The organism is Novosphingobium sp. ERN07, from assembly GCF_012641335.1.
Classification (GTDB): domain Bacteria; phylum Pseudomonadota; class Alphaproteobacteria; order Sphingomonadales; family Sphingomonadaceae; genus Novosphingobium.
Map to the genome: position 1 here is coordinate 478,754 of NZ_JABAID010000002.1, position 17,182 is coordinate 495,935.

A 17,182-nucleotide genomic window follows, 5' to 3' on the forward strand; every position below is an offset into this window, starting at 1 on the left:
GCGAAGACTTAGAAATCAACCGCGAGGCGGACGCCGTAAGTCCGCGGCGTACCGAATTGCCAGTTGAACACGTCGTCGTTCGGACCTGCCGAAACGAAGCTACCGTAGGTCAGCGGGCGTTCGTTCTCGAGGTTCTTGGCGAAGGCCGTGATCGAGAAGCGCTCGTTTTCGGGCTTGTACTCAAGGCTGACGTCCGTCTGCGTGAAGGCCTTCTGCGTGCCATCCCGGTAGTTGTAGAAGTCAGTGAAATACTTACTCTTGAACGTGGTATTTGCACTGGCCCGCACGGTTCCAGCGCTGCCCAAGTTGAAGATATGATCGTAACCTGCGGTAATCACCCATTCCGGCGAGAACGGCGGGCGGTTACCCGCAAAGTTCGGCTGCTGTGCGCCCGGTGTGACCGGATCAAGATCACCGATGCCGTTGCGACTGTCACACACGCTTTGCGGGCGTCCTGTGGCAGGAAGGCAGTACACGTTGAACTGTGCAAACAATTCCTTGTACTCGGCGTTCAGGTAATTGGCCGAGGCGTGGAAGCGGTCGTTGTCGCTGAGCGCGAAGTCGGCTGACGCCTCGATGCCCCAGATCTTGGCCTTGCCTGCGTTGAAGGTCTGGCCGCCAACGGTGGTGTCGAGCAGGACCGAAACCTGCAGATCCTTGTAATCGTAGTAGAATCCACCGAGATTGAACTGGTGCTGGCTGCGGTCCCCAAAGGTCTGCTTCCAGCCCATTTCGTAGGCAGTATTCGTTTCGGGCTTGTAATCACCGATCGAGTCAAAACCGCCGCCCTTGAAGCCGGTCGAAACCTTGGCGAACACCAGCGTATCGGCATTCGGCTTGTAGTTCAGGCCAGCAAGCCATGTGATCTTGTCTTCCTTGCTGGAAAGCGGGAAGATCGTCTTGAAACGAAGATCAGTGAAGCTCTTGGGGGTGATTGCACCATTGAACAAGAGCGGATCGGGCGGGCCAGCACCGAACGGCGTCGCATTGCGATAGAGCGCATCGCGCGAGTTCTCTGTATAGCGCAGGCCACCAACGGCAGTCAGCGTTTCGCCGAGCGGCACTTCGACCTGACCAAAGGCCGACTTGCTCTCGCTGGTGATGTCGCGATCGAAGTAGGATAGCGTCACGACATTCGGACCGAAAGTGGTGACGAAGCTGCTTTCGGCGTTGACGGTTTCCTTGAAGTAGAAGCCGCCGACCTGATAGGTGATGCCGTTTACTTCACCATTTAGGCGCAGTTCGTGGCTCTGCGTACTGGTGCGCTGATCCCAGTTGAACGAGCGATAGGTGACCGGCAGCGTCAGGAACTGGCCCGGCGTACCTTCAAACTTGCGGTAGCCGCCGATGTACGAGATCGTAAGGGCATCGCTGACCTCATAGGCTACGCGACCACGGATGGCGTAAGTATCCTGCGTCAGCTTGCCGAGACCGAAAGCAGGTGCGGCGTACTCGCCTCGGTTGATCCCTGCAAGCAAGTTCGTCTCGTTGGGAATGCACAGCACTTGGCCAAGCGCCGATGCATAGACAGGCGCGACGGGCGTGAAGCCGCTGGCAGTGGTGCAGCTGGCGTTGGTCGGACGAACACCTGCTGCGTTGAGGTCAGCTGCGGCAAAGGCCTGCGGCGTGAATTCGCGCTTCGCATATTCACCAGCGAGGTAGACTGTGAGCGCATCGGTCGGCTCAAGCTGGACCGAACCACGCACGCCGTATGACTTGTTGTCGTCCGAGCTGGCGCCCGGGAACGCCGGGTAGGTATAGCCTGCATTGTAGGACGGGCGAGCCGGGTGCTTCACATAGCCGTCGTGCTCGTCATAGAAGCCGGCAACGCGGACGCCGCCGATTTCTCCGAGCGGAACGGTCACGCCGCCGTCAAGCCGCACGGCGTTGTAGTTGCCATAGCTGGCCGAGGCGTTTGCCGCAAACTCCTTGCCGGGTTTGCGGGTGATGAAGTTGATGGCACCGCCGGTCGAGTTGCGGCCATAGAGCGTGCCCTGCGGACCGCGCAGAACTTCGACGCGATCCAGATCGAACAGCGCGATGCTGAGTGCCTGCGGGCGGTTCATGTATTCGCCGTCGATGTTGACGACGACCGAGGTGTCCTGCGATTCGTCGTTCGAGTTCGTGCCGACGCCGCGGACGGTGACCTTGATGGTTCCTTGGTCCTGGTTGAGCTGAACGGCGGGCGCGATCTTGCCAATATCGTTCATGTTCGAGAAGCCGGCCTGCTGCAGCTGTTCGGCGTTCACGACATTGATCGCGATCGGAACGTCGTTGACGTTCTGCGCGCGGTTCTGTGCCGTAACAATGATCGTGTTGGCGTCGATCGTTTCCGCCGCAGTGGATTGGGCGCGGTCCTGCGCCATGACCGGGGTGGAAAGCGCGACTGCCCCCGCGCCTGCGAGCAGCAGATTCCTGATCGATTGAGATTTCATGCCTGTCATCCTCCCTCTTGGTGACATTCGCCGGTTCGCGAATCCGAATGGTGGTTTTGGTATAGCAATTCTATTTTTATCTCGCCACAGAATTTTATTTCAAACTCCGCGTGCGTACCGTGGGGTGGCACGCACGCGGTGCCGCCCAATCAATCTTCAATATTCGAATGTTTCGCTGAACGTGCGGTACGGCTCCGGCGGACGCACCTCCAGCCGCTGCGACGTATCGGTCCGATAGGTGTTGGACAGGATCGTTGCAGGCCCATCGGGCTTTGGCATGAACACGGGCTTGCCGTCATCACCCACATACATCAGGTCGACATTGAAGGCATCGTCCTGCGCCGCTGCTGCGAAAGGAATCCAGCCCATGCCATAAGGTGCGCGGGCCACTTCGAAGCAGTGGAAATGCCAGATCTTCCACTGGCCGTCCTGTTTGATGAAATCGACGCCGTATTTGATGTAGACGTTGTGCATCCACACCTTCTTGCCCTGCACCAGATCCTTTTCGAACATCCACGCAGGCATGTTCTTCGCCTGCTCCACATCGACAAGGCCGGATTCAAGGCCGTTGACGATCCACAGCCCCTTCGCGGTCTGCCCGTCGCCCGCCACTTCGATCACGGGCGTGGTGACATAGTGGAACACCAGCTTGCTGACCGGCGATGGCCGCCCCTGATGGTAGGACATGATCTTATCCCAATCAGTGTAGACGCCAAGATTGCTGTACTGGGCGCGGACGCCCGGCGTCCCCTTCTTCGCCCAGAGCGGGATGATATACGTGTCGCGAAAGGCATTGTGCAGATACATGTATTTGGAGAACAGATTTTCCACCGCGCCCCGGTCGCGCGTAGCTTGAACTTCGGCCTTAAGCGCCGCCACCTGCTCCTTTATCGCGCCGAGATCATCTTTCGCCTGCGCTGGCGCACCAAGGCCGGTTACAGCAGCAAGGCACAGCACGGCCGCCTGCAAGTTCCTCACGGTCATCCACAATCTCCCAATACCAGGCATTTTTGCCGGGCTTCGCAAAGGCGTGTCGATCGCGCCGATCATCGCCATTACCAAAATAAGTATGATCATTCTAAATTGAGATCAAGCTCCATTTGAACGCTCTTGACGACGGGCCCGACTTAGTAGAACGTAAATTCCAATAGAGGGCATTAGACCCTAGGAGAGAGCGGAGGGCGGGCGCTGTGCGCCCTTGCGCAATCCCCGACATGCAAACTCGGCACTGACCCCGTATCAGCCCGTGTCCGGCTATCGCAAAACCCACCAAGAGGTGACCTGTGTCCAGTAAAATCAAGCGGGGCGTAAGCCTCTATTCCTACCAGAACGAGACCTTTCAGGGTAAGATGACCCTTGAGGACTGCATCCGCGTAAGCTCCGAACTCGGTGCAAAGGGCATCGAGATCATCGGTGAGCAGACCTTTTGGGGCTGGCCAGAATGTGGCGTTGCGCAGGATGATGTCGATAACTGGCACCGCCTGATCGCAAAGTACGATTGCACTCCGGTCAGCCACGATTTCATGCTCGATTACAAGCGCTACAAGGGCCGCGAGATGCCCTTCGAAGAGCAGGTGGCCAGCGTCAGAAACGATATCGATTTCGGCGCGCGCCTTGGCATGAAGTATATCCGCGCGCTCGTCTCGATCGCGCCGGAAGTGCTGGTCGCCGCCGCACCTTATGCCGAAGAAAAGGGCATCAAGATCCTGATCGAGGTGCACGCGCCGTTGCACTTCGACCATCCGTGGATCGTCCGCCACGCCGAAGCCTTTGAAAAATCCGGCTCTGATGCGCTGGGCTTCCTACCCGACATGGGCATGTTCCTGTTTTCTTTCCCGCCCGTGTGGAAGGAAAAGTTCATGCGCATCGGCGTGCCCAAACACATCGCCGACTACATCGAGAAGGCCTATGAAGACCGCGTCCTGTCGGAGTACGTGATCCTGAACGTGCAGCAGATGGGCGGCACCGGCCCGGCCATCGCAATGGCGGAAACCATGCGCCACAACGCCGCGTTCGAGCCTAAGCGGATGCTCGACTACATGCCGCGCATCCACAATATCCACGGCAAGTTCTACCAGATGAACGAAGACTGCGTGGAACCTTCGATCCCCTATGACGAAATCGTCAAGGTGCTGCAGCAGGGTGGCTATGAAGGCTACATCTGCTCGGAATACGAAGGCAACCGCTGGATCGAGGATGCCGAAGAGCCGGATTCGGTCGAACAGGTCCGTCGCCAGCAGGTGATGCTCGCCAAGCTGCTGGGCGAAACCGAAGTGCCGACAATCAAGACGCCGCTCATGGCCGTGGCTGCAGAATAAGGAAACCCTGCTGATGATGGACAACAAGATGATCGTCGAAGGCAGCCTTCAGTCTGTCGACGGTGGCTTTTCCTTCCTTGGGCGCCTGCCCTACTACCGTGGCCTGGGTCTTTCGATGATCGAAGACATTCAGGTTACCGTGGATGGCGAAGTTCAGCCGCGTGAATCCGTGCGCTTTGCCGTTCGTGGCAAAACCTACACGCTAGATGAAATGGAAACCTGCTACGACAATCGCTGGAACTTTGGCGAAAAGGCGCAGATCATCGTGCTGAACGGCGGGCTTTCCGCCGGTAGCCACACGATCACGTTCGCCGTGCGCAATCGCGTATCCTACCTGCCCTTCGTCCCCACGACGAAGGACACCAAGGATCTTGCGCTGGCCGCATAAGATAAGATCCGCAGCGCCCCCGCGAAAACGCGGGGGCCTCGGTATCGAACCGCGCCCAAATTTATCGCTGAGTCATCAGTGAGCCGCACTGCGACGGCAAGATTTCTTCAAAAAGCGAAGTCCGATGCTCGCCCGCCGCACCTTGCTACATGGCCTGACCGCCGCGGCGGCCACTGCCGCGCTACCCCGTATCGCCCTAGCCGCGCATACTGCTTCGGAATGGCGTCCGCTGTTCAACGGCCGCGACCTCGATGGCTGGACGATCTATCAGGACGGCGAAGGCAACGTTGATCGCCACAACGCGATCCGAATAGAAAAAGGCGTGCTGCACATGTTGGGCAGCAGCTTTACCGGCCCGGATAAGGCAAGTTTCGGTCACATCGCCACCAAGACCATCCACGCCAATTATCACCTGCGCATGGACTTTCGCTTTGGCGAGCGCCGCTTTGCGCCGCGTGCATGGCAGCGCCGCAATTCAGGCTTGCTGTATCACATGGGCGCTGAGCTTGATCGCCTGTTTCCCGATTGCGTCGAATTCCAGTTCGAAGAAGGCGATATCGGTGATGCAATCATGGTAAACACCAAGGCGCTGCAAGGACCACAACTGGGCGGAACCCCGCTTTGGCCAACTTACTTCCCCGGGTTGCCAACGACTTACACTGATCCGCTCACTGCCGGAGGAATCGCGCGTCAATGGCACCGTCATGCGGGCAATTATGAAAAGATCGATGGCTGGAACACCGTAGACTTGGTTGTCTTTGAAGATCAGGCCGCGCATCTCGTCAACGCACGCATCGTCAACACTCTGTTTCGCATGATCGGGCGCGATGGCAAGCCGCTCAAGCAAGGCCGCATCGCGCTCGAATTCGAAGCGGCGGAAGTGTTCATGCGCAATGTTATGATCCGGGATTTGTCGGTCGATGACATTGCACTGATAAGGAAGCAAGGTTCCTACTGAAACATTCAGCAGTGGCGGGTTGAATGCGATGCGCAGGCCCTGAGCGGCTCATAGAGCCGCCATATGCTGTGGTGCATAGGGGCGCTTCTGCTCGTGACGGCCGACATATAGACCGCGTGACAAAGTGCAGCACAGTTTAAAAATCAGTGCAATCCGCCTCCAACGCAGCGAAGCGCAGCAATTCTAACTATCAGATATAATTAGGAATTATGGTAGCGGAGGAGGGATTTTTCGATTCCGCCTAATCCATTGAATATATTTTATTTTTTACAGCGATCGCGCCAGATACCCCTATTGATACCCCCACAGACTGGATAATGCGACAGTCCTCTCCCTGCTGGGCAGGGATATCGGGCCATCGGAGGCCGAACCCTTCTGGACTGCGTTTCTGCGCAAGCTGACGCGCCGAGGGCTGCGCGAGGTGAAGCTGGTGATCTCCAATGCCCACGAAGGCATCAAGGCGGCTGTCTCCAAGCTGCTGTGTGCTACCTGGCAACGCTGCCGTGTCCACTTCATGCGCAATGCACTAGCCCATGCCGGCAAGAGCGGTCGGCGCGTGGTGTCCGCGTTCATCGGCACCGCCTTTGCTCAGGAAACGCCCGAGGCCGCGAGCCAGCAATGGCGCTCTGTCGCTGACCAGATGCGGCCAAAACTGCCAAAGCTCCCGCTTTGATGGACGATGCTGGCTGAACCCGACGTGCTGGCCTACATGACATTCCCCAAGGAGCACCGCACCAAGCTGCACAGCACCAACCCCATCGAGCGCCTGAATGGCGAAATCAAACGCAGGACCGAGGTCGTAGGTATCTTCCCCAACGAAGCGGCCATAACTCGCCTGATCGGCGCCATCCTCATGGAACAGTCCGATGAAGGGACCGTCCAGCGCGCACGCTACATGACACTTGAAACCATGGCCCCAGTCAGCGACAATCCCATCGTCATGCTCTCGGCTGTACCCGGAGCATGACAGGTTCAAACTGATGCCGAAATCGGCGGTGGCCCAATAAGCTACACCATGCCATGGGACACGATCCCCGATATTGCGAGAGTGGCGCTTGTTTTGAGGCTTGGCCAGTGATCGGCGGTACGGGTCTAAGCTAAGGTCTGGTTCAGGTAGGCAGACGATTGCGGCTCCTTTCAACCAAGGAGTCGTCTCATGACCAATGTTCTATCTGATGCCCCTGTCACTTCCCTGCGTAGGCGCATGATCGAAGACGTGAACATGCGCCGGTTCACGCGGAAGACCCAGTTTGATTACGTGCAACATGTCGCCAGATTCGCCACTTATCTTGGGCGCCCCCCCGATACTGCGACGGCAGAAGAACTCCGGCAATTCTAGGTCGAACAGCGCGAAGCGGGCATAGGCATCCCGACCATGAACGGCAACGCTTCTGCGCTGCGTTTTTTCACGCACACCATTGAACGCCCGGATCTGTCCCGCAAGCTCTATACGGTGAAAAACCCGCGCTCCTTGCCTGTTGTCCTCAGCCGCGACGAGGTCATGCTCCTACTCGGCGCGACCAACTACTTGAAGCACCAGGCTGCCCTGCCCTCGCAGGGGGCACCCATCAGTTCAAACCTATAATCGTGAAACATGGACTTACAACCGAAGGACCATTGTTACTTATCGCCGGGCAGGCGAACATGGAAAGAGGAAATTCGCCCGTCTGAAAAGGTTGCCTTCTTCCATGTCTATCTCTCTGACTTGGTCAGCCCCAGCGCATGGCGTGATGTTTGTGCTATCGGCCTTGCACGCAGGCCCAGCCGCAGCCCAGCAGGGCCTGTACTATGGAGAACCGCTCACCTTGAAGGCGGCGCAAAAGCTTGCCCGCTTGGCGCGGGAAGAGGCGCAAGCGCGCGGGCTGGCGATGGCCGTGGCTGTCGCCGGGCCCTCCGGCGACCCGATCCTGCTTGAAGTGATGGACCGCACGCAATATGCCTCCACTGCGATCGCCCCAGCTAAGGCCCGCACGGCCGCGCGCTTTCGCAAGCCTACCAAGGTGCTGCAGGACGCCACGGCGACAGGCGCGCTCGCCTATGTTGGGGCCGATGGCGCGCTGGCGCTGGAAGGTGGCGTGCCAGTCATCGTCGCCGGCAATATCGTCGGGGCACTGGGCATCAGCGGCGGCACTTCGACGCAGGACGGCGAAGTGGCTGCTGCCGCGCTAAAGCAGTTCAAACCATAAGGGGGCATCACCGCCCTACGACAATCAATCAGGATCAATTGGAGTAACTGTGCCATGACGTTCCAGCGCAGGGCAATTCTTGGTGGGTTCGCGGCCATGGCCGCCGTTCAAGCAGCAGGCGCATTTGCAAAGCCTGGCCGCAAGCTGCGCATCGGCGTGATAGGTGGCGGCCTGATCGGCGCTTCGGTTGCCGCGCAGCTGGCCAAGGCCGGTGCAGAGGTTATCGTCTTCGAGAAGACTCGACCCGCTGCAGGCGCCACGGAAAAGTCGGTCGCATGGATCAACCCGGTGGTCAACGACGCGCACTATATGCAGCTGCGCCTCCAAAGCATGGACGCTTGGCTCGACGATGACCGCACGCTGGGAATGAATGCGATCTGGGGCGGTTCAATCAGCTGGGCCTATGCCGACAAAAAGGACTCCCTCCAGACAAAAGCTAGTCTGCTCGAAACAACCGACGATCCGCCAGTATATCTCACCAGCGAGGGCATCACCCAAGCCAGCCCTGGCGTGTTTCCCGGCGACGAGGTCAAGCTCGCCTTCCAGACCGCCAAGGACGGCCATGTAGATCCGGTCTTCGCCACCCAGCGCTATCTGGCTGCAGCCAAGCGCTACGGGGCCAAGGTGCTTTATCCGTGCGAAGTAACCGCCATCAAGGTCGTCGGCGCCGCGATTGCGGGTGTGAGAACAACCAGAGGCGATTTCGCGCTAGATCATCTGGTTAGCGTGGCTGGTACCGACACGCCGCGTATCATGGCGCTCATGGACCGCAATCTGGAACTTGCACACAAGCCGGGTCTGGTGATTCATACCGCTCCACGCCCTGTCACCACGAAACTTGTGTATGAAGCGTCCAGCATTCTGGAGTTCAAGCAGTATGCCGACGGGCGCTATCTCACCAGCTTCACTGGCGGACCACCGAACCTGCCCCAGCACGCAGAGATCCTGCAGCACCAGATGGCCTATCCGGACCCGGCGCTGCAACAGTTCCACGCAGACATGCTGATTGCTCGCACCGCCGAATACATGCCCGCCATTGCGCAGGCAAAGGCCACCAAAGTTCTGCTCGGCTTCCGCCCCTACCCACTCGACAACAAACCGATCGCCGGGCCGGTGCCTGGTATTGAGGGTGCCTATGTAGTCGTCACGCATAGCGGCATTACGCTCGCACCGATCCTTGGTCGCTATGCCGCGCAGGAGATCATGACCGGCGTGGCCGCGCCGATTCTCACACCCTATCGCCCCACCCGGTACATTTCCGCATGATCTTCGTTGTCCGAACGGGAGTAAGCTTCCCCATCCTACAAGGGCGGCGTTCAATGGCGCCCGGCAAAGAATTTACAGCTTTGCGGCCAAGGACTATCAGTCCTCCATGAATTTCCGACAACTCGAAATCTATCAGGCGCTGATGATCGGTGGCTCCGCGTCCCGCGCCGCAGAGTTGCTGAACATTACCCAGCCCGCCGTCAGCCGGGCTATTTCCGAGCTGGAGTACCGAGTGGGCTTCGCGCTGTTCGACCGGGTGAAGGGTCGCCTCATCGCCACCCCCGAAGGCGAGTTGTTTTTCCGCGATGTCACCAAAGCCTTCACCGGTCTGGATACCCTCCGCGCCTCAGCCGCGCGCATCCGCGATTTCGGATCTGGCAGCCTGCGTATTGCCAGCCTTGCAGCACTGGGCTCTACACTCGTGCCACGCGCGGTGCGCAAATTCCGCGAGACCAATCCGCAAGTCTCGATCACTTTGCAGATTCTATCTTCCGCAGCAGTACGCGACCACGTCGTCAACCAGCATTTCGACATCGGCCTTGCTGCCGACGAGGTGGACCTTTCAGGCGTAGACCACAGCGTGTTCCAGAGTGTACGCGCGGTTTGCGTGATGCCACCTGATCATCCTTTCGCAAACCGGGATGTGGTCCGTGCGGAAGACTTGGATAACATGGCCTTCATCGCGCTCGCCCCTGAAGACCGCGCCCGCGCCCGCATGACCGAAACGTTCGAAGCTGCCGGCGCCCGCCCCCATATCGTGGTCGAAACCCCGGCATCGCTAACGGTCTGCGCGCTAGCTCTGGAAGGTGTGGGCCTCGGCCTCGTCAATCCGTTCGCGGCAGACGGGTTCGAACAGCGCGGACTAGTGATCAAGCCCTACGAGCCGGCAGTCTATTTCCGAGCCTATATCCTGTTCCGGCCGGACGCGCAGCGCGCGCGGCTGGTGCGCGATTTTGTCTCGTCGCTCAATGGCGCCTTGCGTTCGGGGCCGGGTCAGTAAGGCAAACCAGCGCCTTTGCGCTCTCGCAGGGGATGATCCGGGGCAGCGCAAGGCGCGCCTGCCATGCGGCGGCGATGGCCAGAAGCCGACGATCGTCCCCTCGCCTGCCCAGCAGTTCGAGCGACACCGGGCGCAAGCCACCCGTTGTCAGAACCGCACCGATCGGAATGGCAATGGCCGGGCGCCCTGAGTAGGCGGCAAGTCGGTGGGTTCCGGCTGTCTCAGGCCCGGCGTCAGCTGTCGCAAAAGGGACCTGCACGGATGGGTATACGATTACGTCCACGCAAGCACGACCGGAGGTGCAGTCGAACGCTTCGTCCAACCGATCCGCAACATATCGGTCGCGAAACATGCCATTGACCCGGAACCGGGGGTCGCGTGCCGCGCCTGCGCGATTGGTGATGAATTTGGCCACGTCCTCGACAACGCGGGGATCGGTGTTTCCGTTTGCGGCCTGGTGGCGCAGTTCGGCTAGTAATGCGCCTGCATCGTGGGGAACTCCAGCACGCCAAGGCAGATATGCGTCCATCACGCCCGGAAAGTCGAAGACCGAACGGCTGGCAAATGTCGCAGTCTCTCCGATGGGAGCGTTCTTGCCGACCAACACCGTTTCGTCACGCAGATGAATATCGGCTACGGTAGCACCCGCCGCACGGAGCCGCTCCAGCGCCTGCGTCTCAGCCTTCGCATCTGGCCGCATGAATGCGGATAGTACCCCGACCCGCAGGTTTTTGAGCGGCCGACCCGCAGGCGTGTCATGTGTGCTCGTCAGCACAGACCAAACCGCCGCACAATCAGCGACGTGGGTGCACATTGGTCCGATCACGTCCTGCGAGGGGCTGAGCGGCAGCACGCCGCCCATTGGCAACGCACCAAACGTCGGCCGCAAACCGACTAAACCGGACAAGGCGGCGGGCACCCGCGCGGAACCTGACGTGTCGGTGCCAAGAGCAATTGCTCCGAACCCGGCGGCCAACGCAGCCGCGTTGCCGGAAGAAGATCCGCCAGCGCTCTCTGAAAAAGCAAAAGGACTAGTCGTCTGGCCCCGGATGGACGATCGCCCCCGGTAGTTAAAGGCGAACTCGGACATATTTGTCTTGGCGACCACGATCGCCCCGGCTCGCTTGAGCCGTGCCACAACCCATGCGTTATCAGAAGCGACATTACCTGCCAGAGCCACCGAACCGGAGGTGGTCACCATCCCCGCCACATCGATGTTGTCCTTCACCAGCAGTGGCACACAGGCTAGCGGCAAGGCCCGCCTTGCCCTGCGAGGGAGAGCATCGATACGTTGGGCCTCGTCAAGCGCAATAGGACTAATAGCAGTCACGGCATGCAATGATCCGTCGAGCCGCCTGATGCGGTCGAGCCGCGCCTCAATGACGGACACGCAGCTAGTCTTGCCCGAAGACAGCCGAGCCGAAATCTGCGTGATCTGGCTGTCGCCCGCGCCGGGAGGGATCGGCGCGGGCGATCGAGCGGCGGCACTGCTGCCGGGATAAAAAGCGCCCGACAGCGTCAAAAGAATTGCCTTCAAGACGATGGTGCGACGCATCACACTACTTGGCCGCTCAGAACTTAAGTGTGGCCGAGGCGAAGAACGACATGCCGTTGAAGCCGAACGGCGAAATTGCGTTGTAGGGCAGTGTGCCACCATTATCCGAACCGTTGGTCCCCGCCGCGACACTCGCGACGGTGGAGCGCAAGTTCTGCGTAGGATAGATGTCGAACAGGTTGTTAACGCCTGCGCTCAAAGTGATGCGAGGTGTAAAGTCGTAATTCACCTGGATGTCGGTGACGATCTTGCCCTTGAAGTGCTGGATCACCTGCGAGTTGGCGCTGGTCGAGGACACCGGCACCAGCGTGACGTCGTAGCCGGGCGTCACTGCCGCGATCTGCGCGGGGGTGAGACTGGTGAAGGCTACCGCCGAGACCTTGCCATAATAAGTGTTGGTCAGCCCCAGCGAGAAGTCGCCTGACTTCCAGTTAAGGTTGAGCAGCACCTTCGACCGGGGCTGGCTGTCCGAGATACGTACCTGCTGCGTCAGGTCGAACAGCGGCGCAGTGATACCAAGAGCCGCGATTTCAGCAGGCGTCCCGGCGATCTTGTCGAACTTAGTCTTGTTGTAGTTGGCGGCAAGCAGGACCGAGAGCTCGCCTAGTGAACCAAGATCAAACTTGTCCGACAAGGTCACGTCGACGCCCCGCGTTGTGGTATCAACGGCATTGGTAAGATAACTGGCTGCACCAATATTTGGGATGCCATTGGCCGTAAGAAAGGTCGTCAGCGCCGTACTCTGGAATTGTGTTGACTGGACAATCCGGTCACGAAGCTTGATTTGATAGGCATCGACCGTCAGCACCAGTCCGTTGGAGTCAAAAACAAAACCTGCCGAGATATTCTTTGATTTTTCAGGACGAAGATCGGTTGCGCCAAGCAATTTTGCCGCTTCGCTGTCTACAGGCAGATTGCGCACAAGTACAGGAGCGCCATTAATGAAATTAATCGTCGAATTGCTGAAAAATACCTGAGCAAGATGTGGAGCACGGAAACCGGTACTATAAGAACCACGCAGTGCCAGCGGCTGCATAACTTGCAGACGACCTGATACCTTATAGTTTGTAGTACCGCCAAAGTCTGAAAAATCTTCGTGCCTCACTGCGCCACCGAGCGTCAGCCGACCAAAGAATTCCTTTTCCAATTCTGCGTAGACTGCCTTGCTGTTGCGCTTGCCGAAAGTCGCATCCAGCGGACTGATACCCGGGCTTGGCTGGAAGCCCACGGGGGCTGGCCTGCCGGCGTTCGGACCGTCGATGATCGCCACTCCACCATTGGCGTAGCTGACCAGTTCACCCGCTATGAGTCGGTATGTTTCCTCACGATATTCAGCGCCAAACGCCAAATTCAACGGTGTATCATCACCTACATCGAACTTGCGTGTAAAATCGAGATTCGTAGTCCACTGATCATAACGAGTCGACCCAAGGTACGCACTTGTTGGGCTCTGCAGCCCATAGGATGCGTTGTTTGCATTGCTTGTATTGTTGTCGATTAGACTTTTGCCGTAGCCGGTTGAGATATCCCAATCAAATCCGAGCAAATCTTCGCCGCGCACCCCTCCGGTCGCTGCAATATTTCGCAAACGGATATCACCATATGGAATGAAGCCATCGGGATGCAGTGCTCGTACCGTCTGGTCCTGACCCGCCCGTCGGAAGAAATACGGGGTCTTGCCATCCAGATCACTGTAGCCACCGAATGCATAGAATGCAGCATTACCATTGTTGGTCGGCAACTCGGCGTTGAGAAACGCCGACTTCATTTCGAACTGAGAGTTCCCTTGACGCGATGTACGTCGGTCGATCGTTGCTTCACGCGCATCCAAGACACCATTCGACGCAGTTAGACCTGTGCCAGAACCGAAAAACGCTGATGGCGCAACTGGCCTTCCTGAAGAATTGGTACCAAAATACTGCTGGCGTGTGTCTTCCGAAGATCGATCAGTTCCGCCGCGATTCTGATACTGCAAAGTGGCGCGCACAAGGCCACTGTGGGCTAGAGGCAAGCCAAAACCGGCAGCAACATCGATAAACTCACCGTCACCTTCCTTGGTGATACCTGACAGGACTCTGGCTTTGATGTCAGTTGTCCTATCCAGGGTGAGATTGATGACGCCGGCAATAGCGTCGGAACCGTATTGAGCTGAAGCACCGTCACGCAGTATCTCTACGCCTGAAAGCGCCATGCTGGGGATGGAGTTGAAATCGTATGCTACGTCGCCTCGTCCAATTCCGTTGCTCGTGCTTAGATCACCAGAGGAATGGCGACGCTTGCCATCTACGAGTACAAGGAGCTGACCGGTGGACAGGCCGCGCAATGTCGGCGGCGTTGTGAAATCCCCTACGCCAGAAGCACTGGGGCGTGGCGTGCTGAAACTCGGCACAGAGACCTTGAGCATGTCCTGTATTTCAGTACGACCGCCACGTGCCAATTCATCCGCACTGATCCGATCAATCGGGACAACAGATTCTGCGGCCGAGCGACTGCCGAAGCGGGAGCCTGTAACTACGATGGCTGTCCCTTCGTCACCCTCAACTTCCTGAGCGTGCAACGCAGTGACCGGCATGGCTATCGCAATAACCACTAATCCAGTGGTTGCCATGGCGATGTTGCGGATTTTCCTCATGGTTCTTATTCCCTGTCTGGCCTAGAAAATGTGGAGCTTCCGCGATTCTTGCGAATGCAGCAGCATTTCGCCGCTGTTTGCGGCGCAGATTTTCTTGGTAGTTGCTGAAAACGCGGGCTGTTTCGACAATGTCGAGAGTTTGACCTAGCAAACTCATCTCAGCCAATAATCACTCACTAGCCGAGTGATCTGAACTGGCTGCTCAATTTTGAATGCATGCTTTCCCCCTGGTAAAGAATGGCACGCCCCCTGCGAACGCAAAGCGGGCTCTGTTGCGATGCCCCGGAGCCGTACCCCTTTGTCCTTCCGTCCATGCCATTTTGCGCGCCTGCTCCCAAGGGACAAGTGACGGGTGTGAACGAGTCCATGCATGAACCTTATAGATCTTGGCCAGCCCCATCAGCTCCCTGCAAATCACCCTCGCCACCTGCCCTTCAGGTTCATCAGTGAAGCGACAATGGGTTTGCGATCTCCGGGCGCAGCGCTCCCTGATCAGCGTTGCACCTCCGGCAGTTTTGGCAGAGTACGACCGCAGCACTGCCAAAAGAATGAGCGAGGCCGCGGCAAGGCAAAGATGCCTCGCTCACCTACCGCGCTCATATCCTCGCAAGCGGAGTAAGTCAGACGAATGTGCGCCGCTCTTGATGGATCGCGGCCACCAGACGGTCGAGTTCGACACTGGTGTTGAACAATGCGGGTGTCACGCGCAACACCATCCCCGAGGCAAGGCCCGCTTTGGCGACGACCAGCAGCTTGTACTTCTCCATGAACAATGCCTGTGCCGACTTGGCCTTGGCGGGGCTGTCCACGCCAGGCAGCCGGAAGGCACTGATCGCGCCGTAATTGCCCGGCTCATCTGGAAGCATTAGCTGCAGACCAGGCACGTCTCGCACACGCGAAATCCAATAGTTCCGCAAGCTCTTGAGGTGCGCGAACTTGCGTTCAATACCTATCGTCGCCTGGGCTTCCAACGCAGCAGGGATCGTCAGACGCGCGGCGAAATCGACGGTGCCGGTAGGAATGCGCGAACGGATATCGTCTGCCGAATGGATCCGGTTACCCAGCCAGGGCTGGATATCCGCAAGGCGCGACTTGCGGATAAAGATTCCGCCTGTGCCGAGTGGTGCCGCCAGCCATTTGTGCAACGAGAAGCCGATGAAATCTGCACCAGTATCGGCCACGTTGAACGGCATTTGACCGACCGCCTGCGCACTGTCGAGGATCACGTCGACGCCCCGCGCCTTGGCCATCGCGACGATTTCCTTTACCGGCGGGATCAGCCCGTTGCGGTTTGAGACATGGGTGAGAAGCAGCAGTCTCGCGCGCGGCGTCTCCTTCAGAACCTTTTCGTAAGCAGCAAGGATGTTCGCGCGAGTATGCGGTTCAGGCAGGGAAAAGCGCACGACCCGAGCACCCCGGCTCTGCTCCAGATAGTCCATCGCAAACTGCATCTCGTCATAGTCGACATCGCAGTAGATCACCGCGTCGCCCGCCTTGAGCAGCGCGTAATTGGTGATCAGCGCATAGAGTCCCTCGGTGCCGCCGCCGCTCAGCGCCACCTCGTCCAGCGAGGCACCGATCAGGTCGGCCACGGCTGTCCGCGACTTGTCCAGTTCCTGATCGCGCGGCATGCCGGGCACGCCGCTGCGAAGGAAAGTGGAGTTGTAGCGGTTCACCCACGCGACCTTGTCGAGATAGGCTGCGTGCACCGACTTGGTCATGGCGCCGTAATAGGCCGCATCGAAGTTCACGACCGACCTGTCGATTTCGTAGAATGCGCTCAGGCGCTGCTGCGTCTGCTCGAACGAGAGCCCCGCCTCGAACAGCCCACCTAAGCCCCCCTGAGCCGGCGCGGCCAAAGTACGCCCGGCCAACAGCGTGCCCATGGACGCGGCCCCTGCACCGACAAGGAACTGCCGTCTGTTAGTCATGTCTTTCCACTCCGAAACAGGATTTGAATGAAGCGCCGTTTCAAGCGCGAATTTCGATGACGGCATCCACTTCGACGGCGTAGTTCAGCGGCAGCCGGTAGACACCTACTGCCGAGCGCGAATGCTTTCCGTCCTCTCCGAAAACCGCGACCATGAGATCCGAGGCACCATTGATCACACCGGGAACACCGAAAAAGGAAGGCCCAGCCTGCACGTACCCGCCAAGCCGCAGGACCTGCGTTACTCGGTCAAGATCGCCGCCGCAGGCCGCACGAAATTGCGCAATCAGGTTGATCGCGCACAGCCTTGCGCCGAGCGCAGCCTGTTCGGGCGTCACATCTTCGCCAACCACGCCCTTGATCTCCTGCGCAGCGCCTTTCGACAGCTGACCGGAAACATGGACGATCCGACCGGAGCGCGTGTAGGGTACATAATTGGCTACTGGCGCGGACGGCTCGGGCAAGATGATGCCGAGCTGGGCAAGCTTGTTGGCGATGCGAAGCATAAGGTCTC

Annotated in this window: 13 protein-coding genes and 1 pseudogene; 8 read left to right on the forward strand and 6 right to left on the reverse strand. The window is 58.7% G+C overall.

What is annotated here, in order from left to right:
* Positions 1 to 8: 8 nt before the first annotated feature.
* Both HGI47_RS05305 and HGI47_RS05310 read right to left on the reverse strand, forming a co-directional pair.
* Positions 9 to 2,435, reverse strand: coding sequence for a TonB-dependent receptor (locus tag HGI47_RS05305; protein ID WP_168851740.1), 2,427 nt, complete (start codon positions 2,433 to 2,435; stop codon positions 9 to 11).
* Between the two features lie 156 nt (positions 2,436 to 2,591).
* Positions 2,592 to 3,419: a nuclear transport factor 2 family protein gene (locus HGI47_RS05310; protein ID WP_168851742.1), complete on the reverse strand. Its 828-nt coding sequence runs from the start codon at positions 3,417 to 3,419 to the stop codon at positions 2,592 to 2,594.
* A 299-nt stretch (positions 3,420 to 3,718) separates the two neighbouring features.
* On the opposite strand from HGI47_RS05310, the gene HGI47_RS05315 reads away from it, so the two are divergent.
* The 8 genes and pseudogenes from HGI47_RS05315 to HGI47_RS05350 all read left to right on the forward strand — a co-directional run bounded on the left by HGI47_RS05315 (position 3,719) and on the right by HGI47_RS05350 (position 10,551).
* On the forward strand, positions 3,719 to 4,753 hold the full coding sequence (locus HGI47_RS05315; protein ID WP_168851744.1) for a TIM barrel protein: 1,035 nt from the start codon (positions 3,719 to 3,721) through the stop codon (positions 4,751 to 4,753).
* A gap of 13 nt (positions 4,754 to 4,766) precedes the next feature.
* Positions 4,767 to 5,141: a DUF6379 domain-containing protein gene (locus tag HGI47_RS05320; RefSeq protein WP_168851746.1), complete on the forward strand. Its 375-nt coding sequence runs from the start codon at positions 4,767 to 4,769 to the stop codon at positions 5,139 to 5,141.
* Positions 5,142 to 5,265: 124 nt separating this feature from the next.
* Positions 5,266 to 6,099 carry a DUF1080 domain-containing protein gene (locus tag HGI47_RS05325; RefSeq protein ID WP_168851747.1) on the forward strand — a complete coding sequence of 278 codons (834 nt, stop codon included), beginning with the start codon at positions 5,266 to 5,268 and terminating at the stop codon, positions 6,097 to 6,099.
* Between the two features lie 337 nt (positions 6,100 to 6,436).
* Positions 6,437 to 7,066 (forward strand): annotated as a pseudogene (locus tag HGI47_RS05330) (transposase); the annotation flags it as partial.
* A gap of 408 nt (positions 7,067 to 7,474) precedes the next feature.
* Complete coding sequence (locus HGI47_RS22570; protein ID WP_240949991.1) at positions 7,475 to 7,684, forward strand: hypothetical protein; 210 nt, start codon at positions 7,475 to 7,477, stop codon at positions 7,682 to 7,684.
* Positions 7,685 to 7,787: 103 nt separating this feature from the next.
* Positions 7,788 to 8,285, forward strand: a complete 498-nt coding sequence (locus HGI47_RS05340; protein ID WP_168851749.1) for a heme-binding protein — start codon at positions 7,788 to 7,790, stop codon at positions 8,283 to 8,285.
* 96 nt (positions 8,286 to 8,381) lie between these two features.
* Positions 8,382 to 9,551: an FAD-binding oxidoreductase gene (locus tag HGI47_RS05345; RefSeq protein ID WP_240949992.1), complete on the forward strand. Its 1,170-nt coding sequence runs from the start codon at positions 8,382 to 8,384 to the stop codon at positions 9,549 to 9,551.
* A 106-nt stretch (positions 9,552 to 9,657) separates the two neighbouring features.
* Positions 9,658 to 10,551: a LysR substrate-binding domain-containing protein gene (locus HGI47_RS05350; RefSeq protein ID WP_168851752.1), complete on the forward strand. Its 894-nt coding sequence runs from the start codon at positions 9,658 to 9,660 to the stop codon at positions 10,549 to 10,551.
* On the opposite strand, the gene HGI47_RS05355 is transcribed toward HGI47_RS05350, so the two are convergent.
* From HGI47_RS05355 to HGI47_RS05370, 4 genes are all read right to left on the reverse strand, one after another.
* Positions 10,517 to 12,106, reverse strand: coding sequence for an amidase (locus HGI47_RS05355; protein WP_168851754.1), 1,590 nt, complete (start codon positions 12,104 to 12,106; stop codon positions 10,517 to 10,519). The two genes, HGI47_RS05350 and HGI47_RS05355, sit on opposite strands and share 35 nt — an antisense overlap.
* Positions 12,107 to 12,122: 16 nt before the next feature.
* The gene (locus HGI47_RS05360; RefSeq protein WP_168851756.1) at positions 12,123 to 14,738 is read right to left on the reverse strand and encodes a TonB-dependent siderophore receptor; all 2,616 of its coding nucleotides are present in this window, start codon (positions 14,736 to 14,738) and stop codon (positions 12,123 to 12,125) included.
* A gap of 620 nt (positions 14,739 to 15,358) precedes the next feature.
* Positions 15,359 to 16,669 carry an aminotransferase class V-fold PLP-dependent enzyme gene (locus HGI47_RS05365; RefSeq protein WP_168851757.1) on the reverse strand — a complete coding sequence of 437 codons (1,311 nt, stop codon included), beginning with the start codon at positions 16,667 to 16,669 and terminating at the stop codon, positions 15,359 to 15,361.
* 40 nt (positions 16,670 to 16,709) lie between these two features.
* A complete protein-coding gene (locus HGI47_RS05370; protein WP_168851759.1) occupies positions 16,710 to 17,174 on the reverse strand; it encodes a RidA family protein in 465 nt (154 codons plus the stop codon).
* Positions 17,175 to 17,182 lie beyond the last annotated feature (8 nt).

Excerpts from the sequence above, each read along its gene's own strand:
- HGI47_RS05305 (WP_168851740.1), bottom strand. The coding sequence starts at position 2,435 with ATGAAATCTCAATCGATCAGGAATCTGCTGCTCGCAGGCGCGGGGGCA.
- HGI47_RS05310 (WP_168851742.1), bottom strand. The coding sequence starts at position 3,419 with ATGACCGTGAGGAACTTGCAGGCGGCCGTGCTGTGCCTTGCTGCTGTA.
- HGI47_RS05320 (WP_168851746.1), top strand. The coding sequence starts at position 4,767 with ATGATGGACAACAAGATGATCGTCGAAGGCAGCCTTCAGTCTGTCGAC.
- HGI47_RS05325 (WP_168851747.1), top strand. The coding sequence starts at position 5,266 with ATGCTCGCCCGCCGCACCTTGCTACATGGCCTGACCGCCGCGGCGGCC.
- HGI47_RS22570 (WP_240949991.1), top strand. The coding sequence starts at position 7,475 with ATGAACGGCAACGCTTCTGCGCTGCGTTTTTTCACGCACACCATTGAA.
- HGI47_RS05340 (WP_168851749.1), top strand. The coding sequence starts at position 7,788 with ATGTCTATCTCTCTGACTTGGTCAGCCCCAGCGCATGGCGTGATGTTT.
- HGI47_RS05345 (WP_240949992.1), top strand. The coding sequence starts at position 8,382 with ATGGCCGCCGTTCAAGCAGCAGGCGCATTTGCAAAGCCTGGCCGCAAG.
- HGI47_RS05350 (WP_168851752.1), top strand. The coding sequence starts at position 9,658 with ATGAATTTCCGACAACTCGAAATCTATCAGGCGCTGATGATCGGTGGC.
- HGI47_RS05355 (WP_168851754.1), bottom strand. The coding sequence starts at position 12,106 with ATGCGTCGCACCATCGTCTTGAAGGCAATTCTTTTGACGCTGTCGGGC.
- HGI47_RS05360 (WP_168851756.1), bottom strand. The coding sequence starts at position 14,738 with ATGAGGAAAATCCGCAACATCGCCATGGCAACCACTGGATTAGTGGTT.
- HGI47_RS05365 (WP_168851757.1), bottom strand. The coding sequence starts at position 16,669 with ATGACTAACAGACGGCAGTTCCTTGTCGGTGCAGGGGCCGCGTCCATG.
- HGI47_RS05370 (WP_168851759.1), bottom strand. The coding sequence starts at position 17,174 with ATGCTTCGCATCGCCAACAAGCTTGCCCAGCTCGGCATCATCTTGCCC.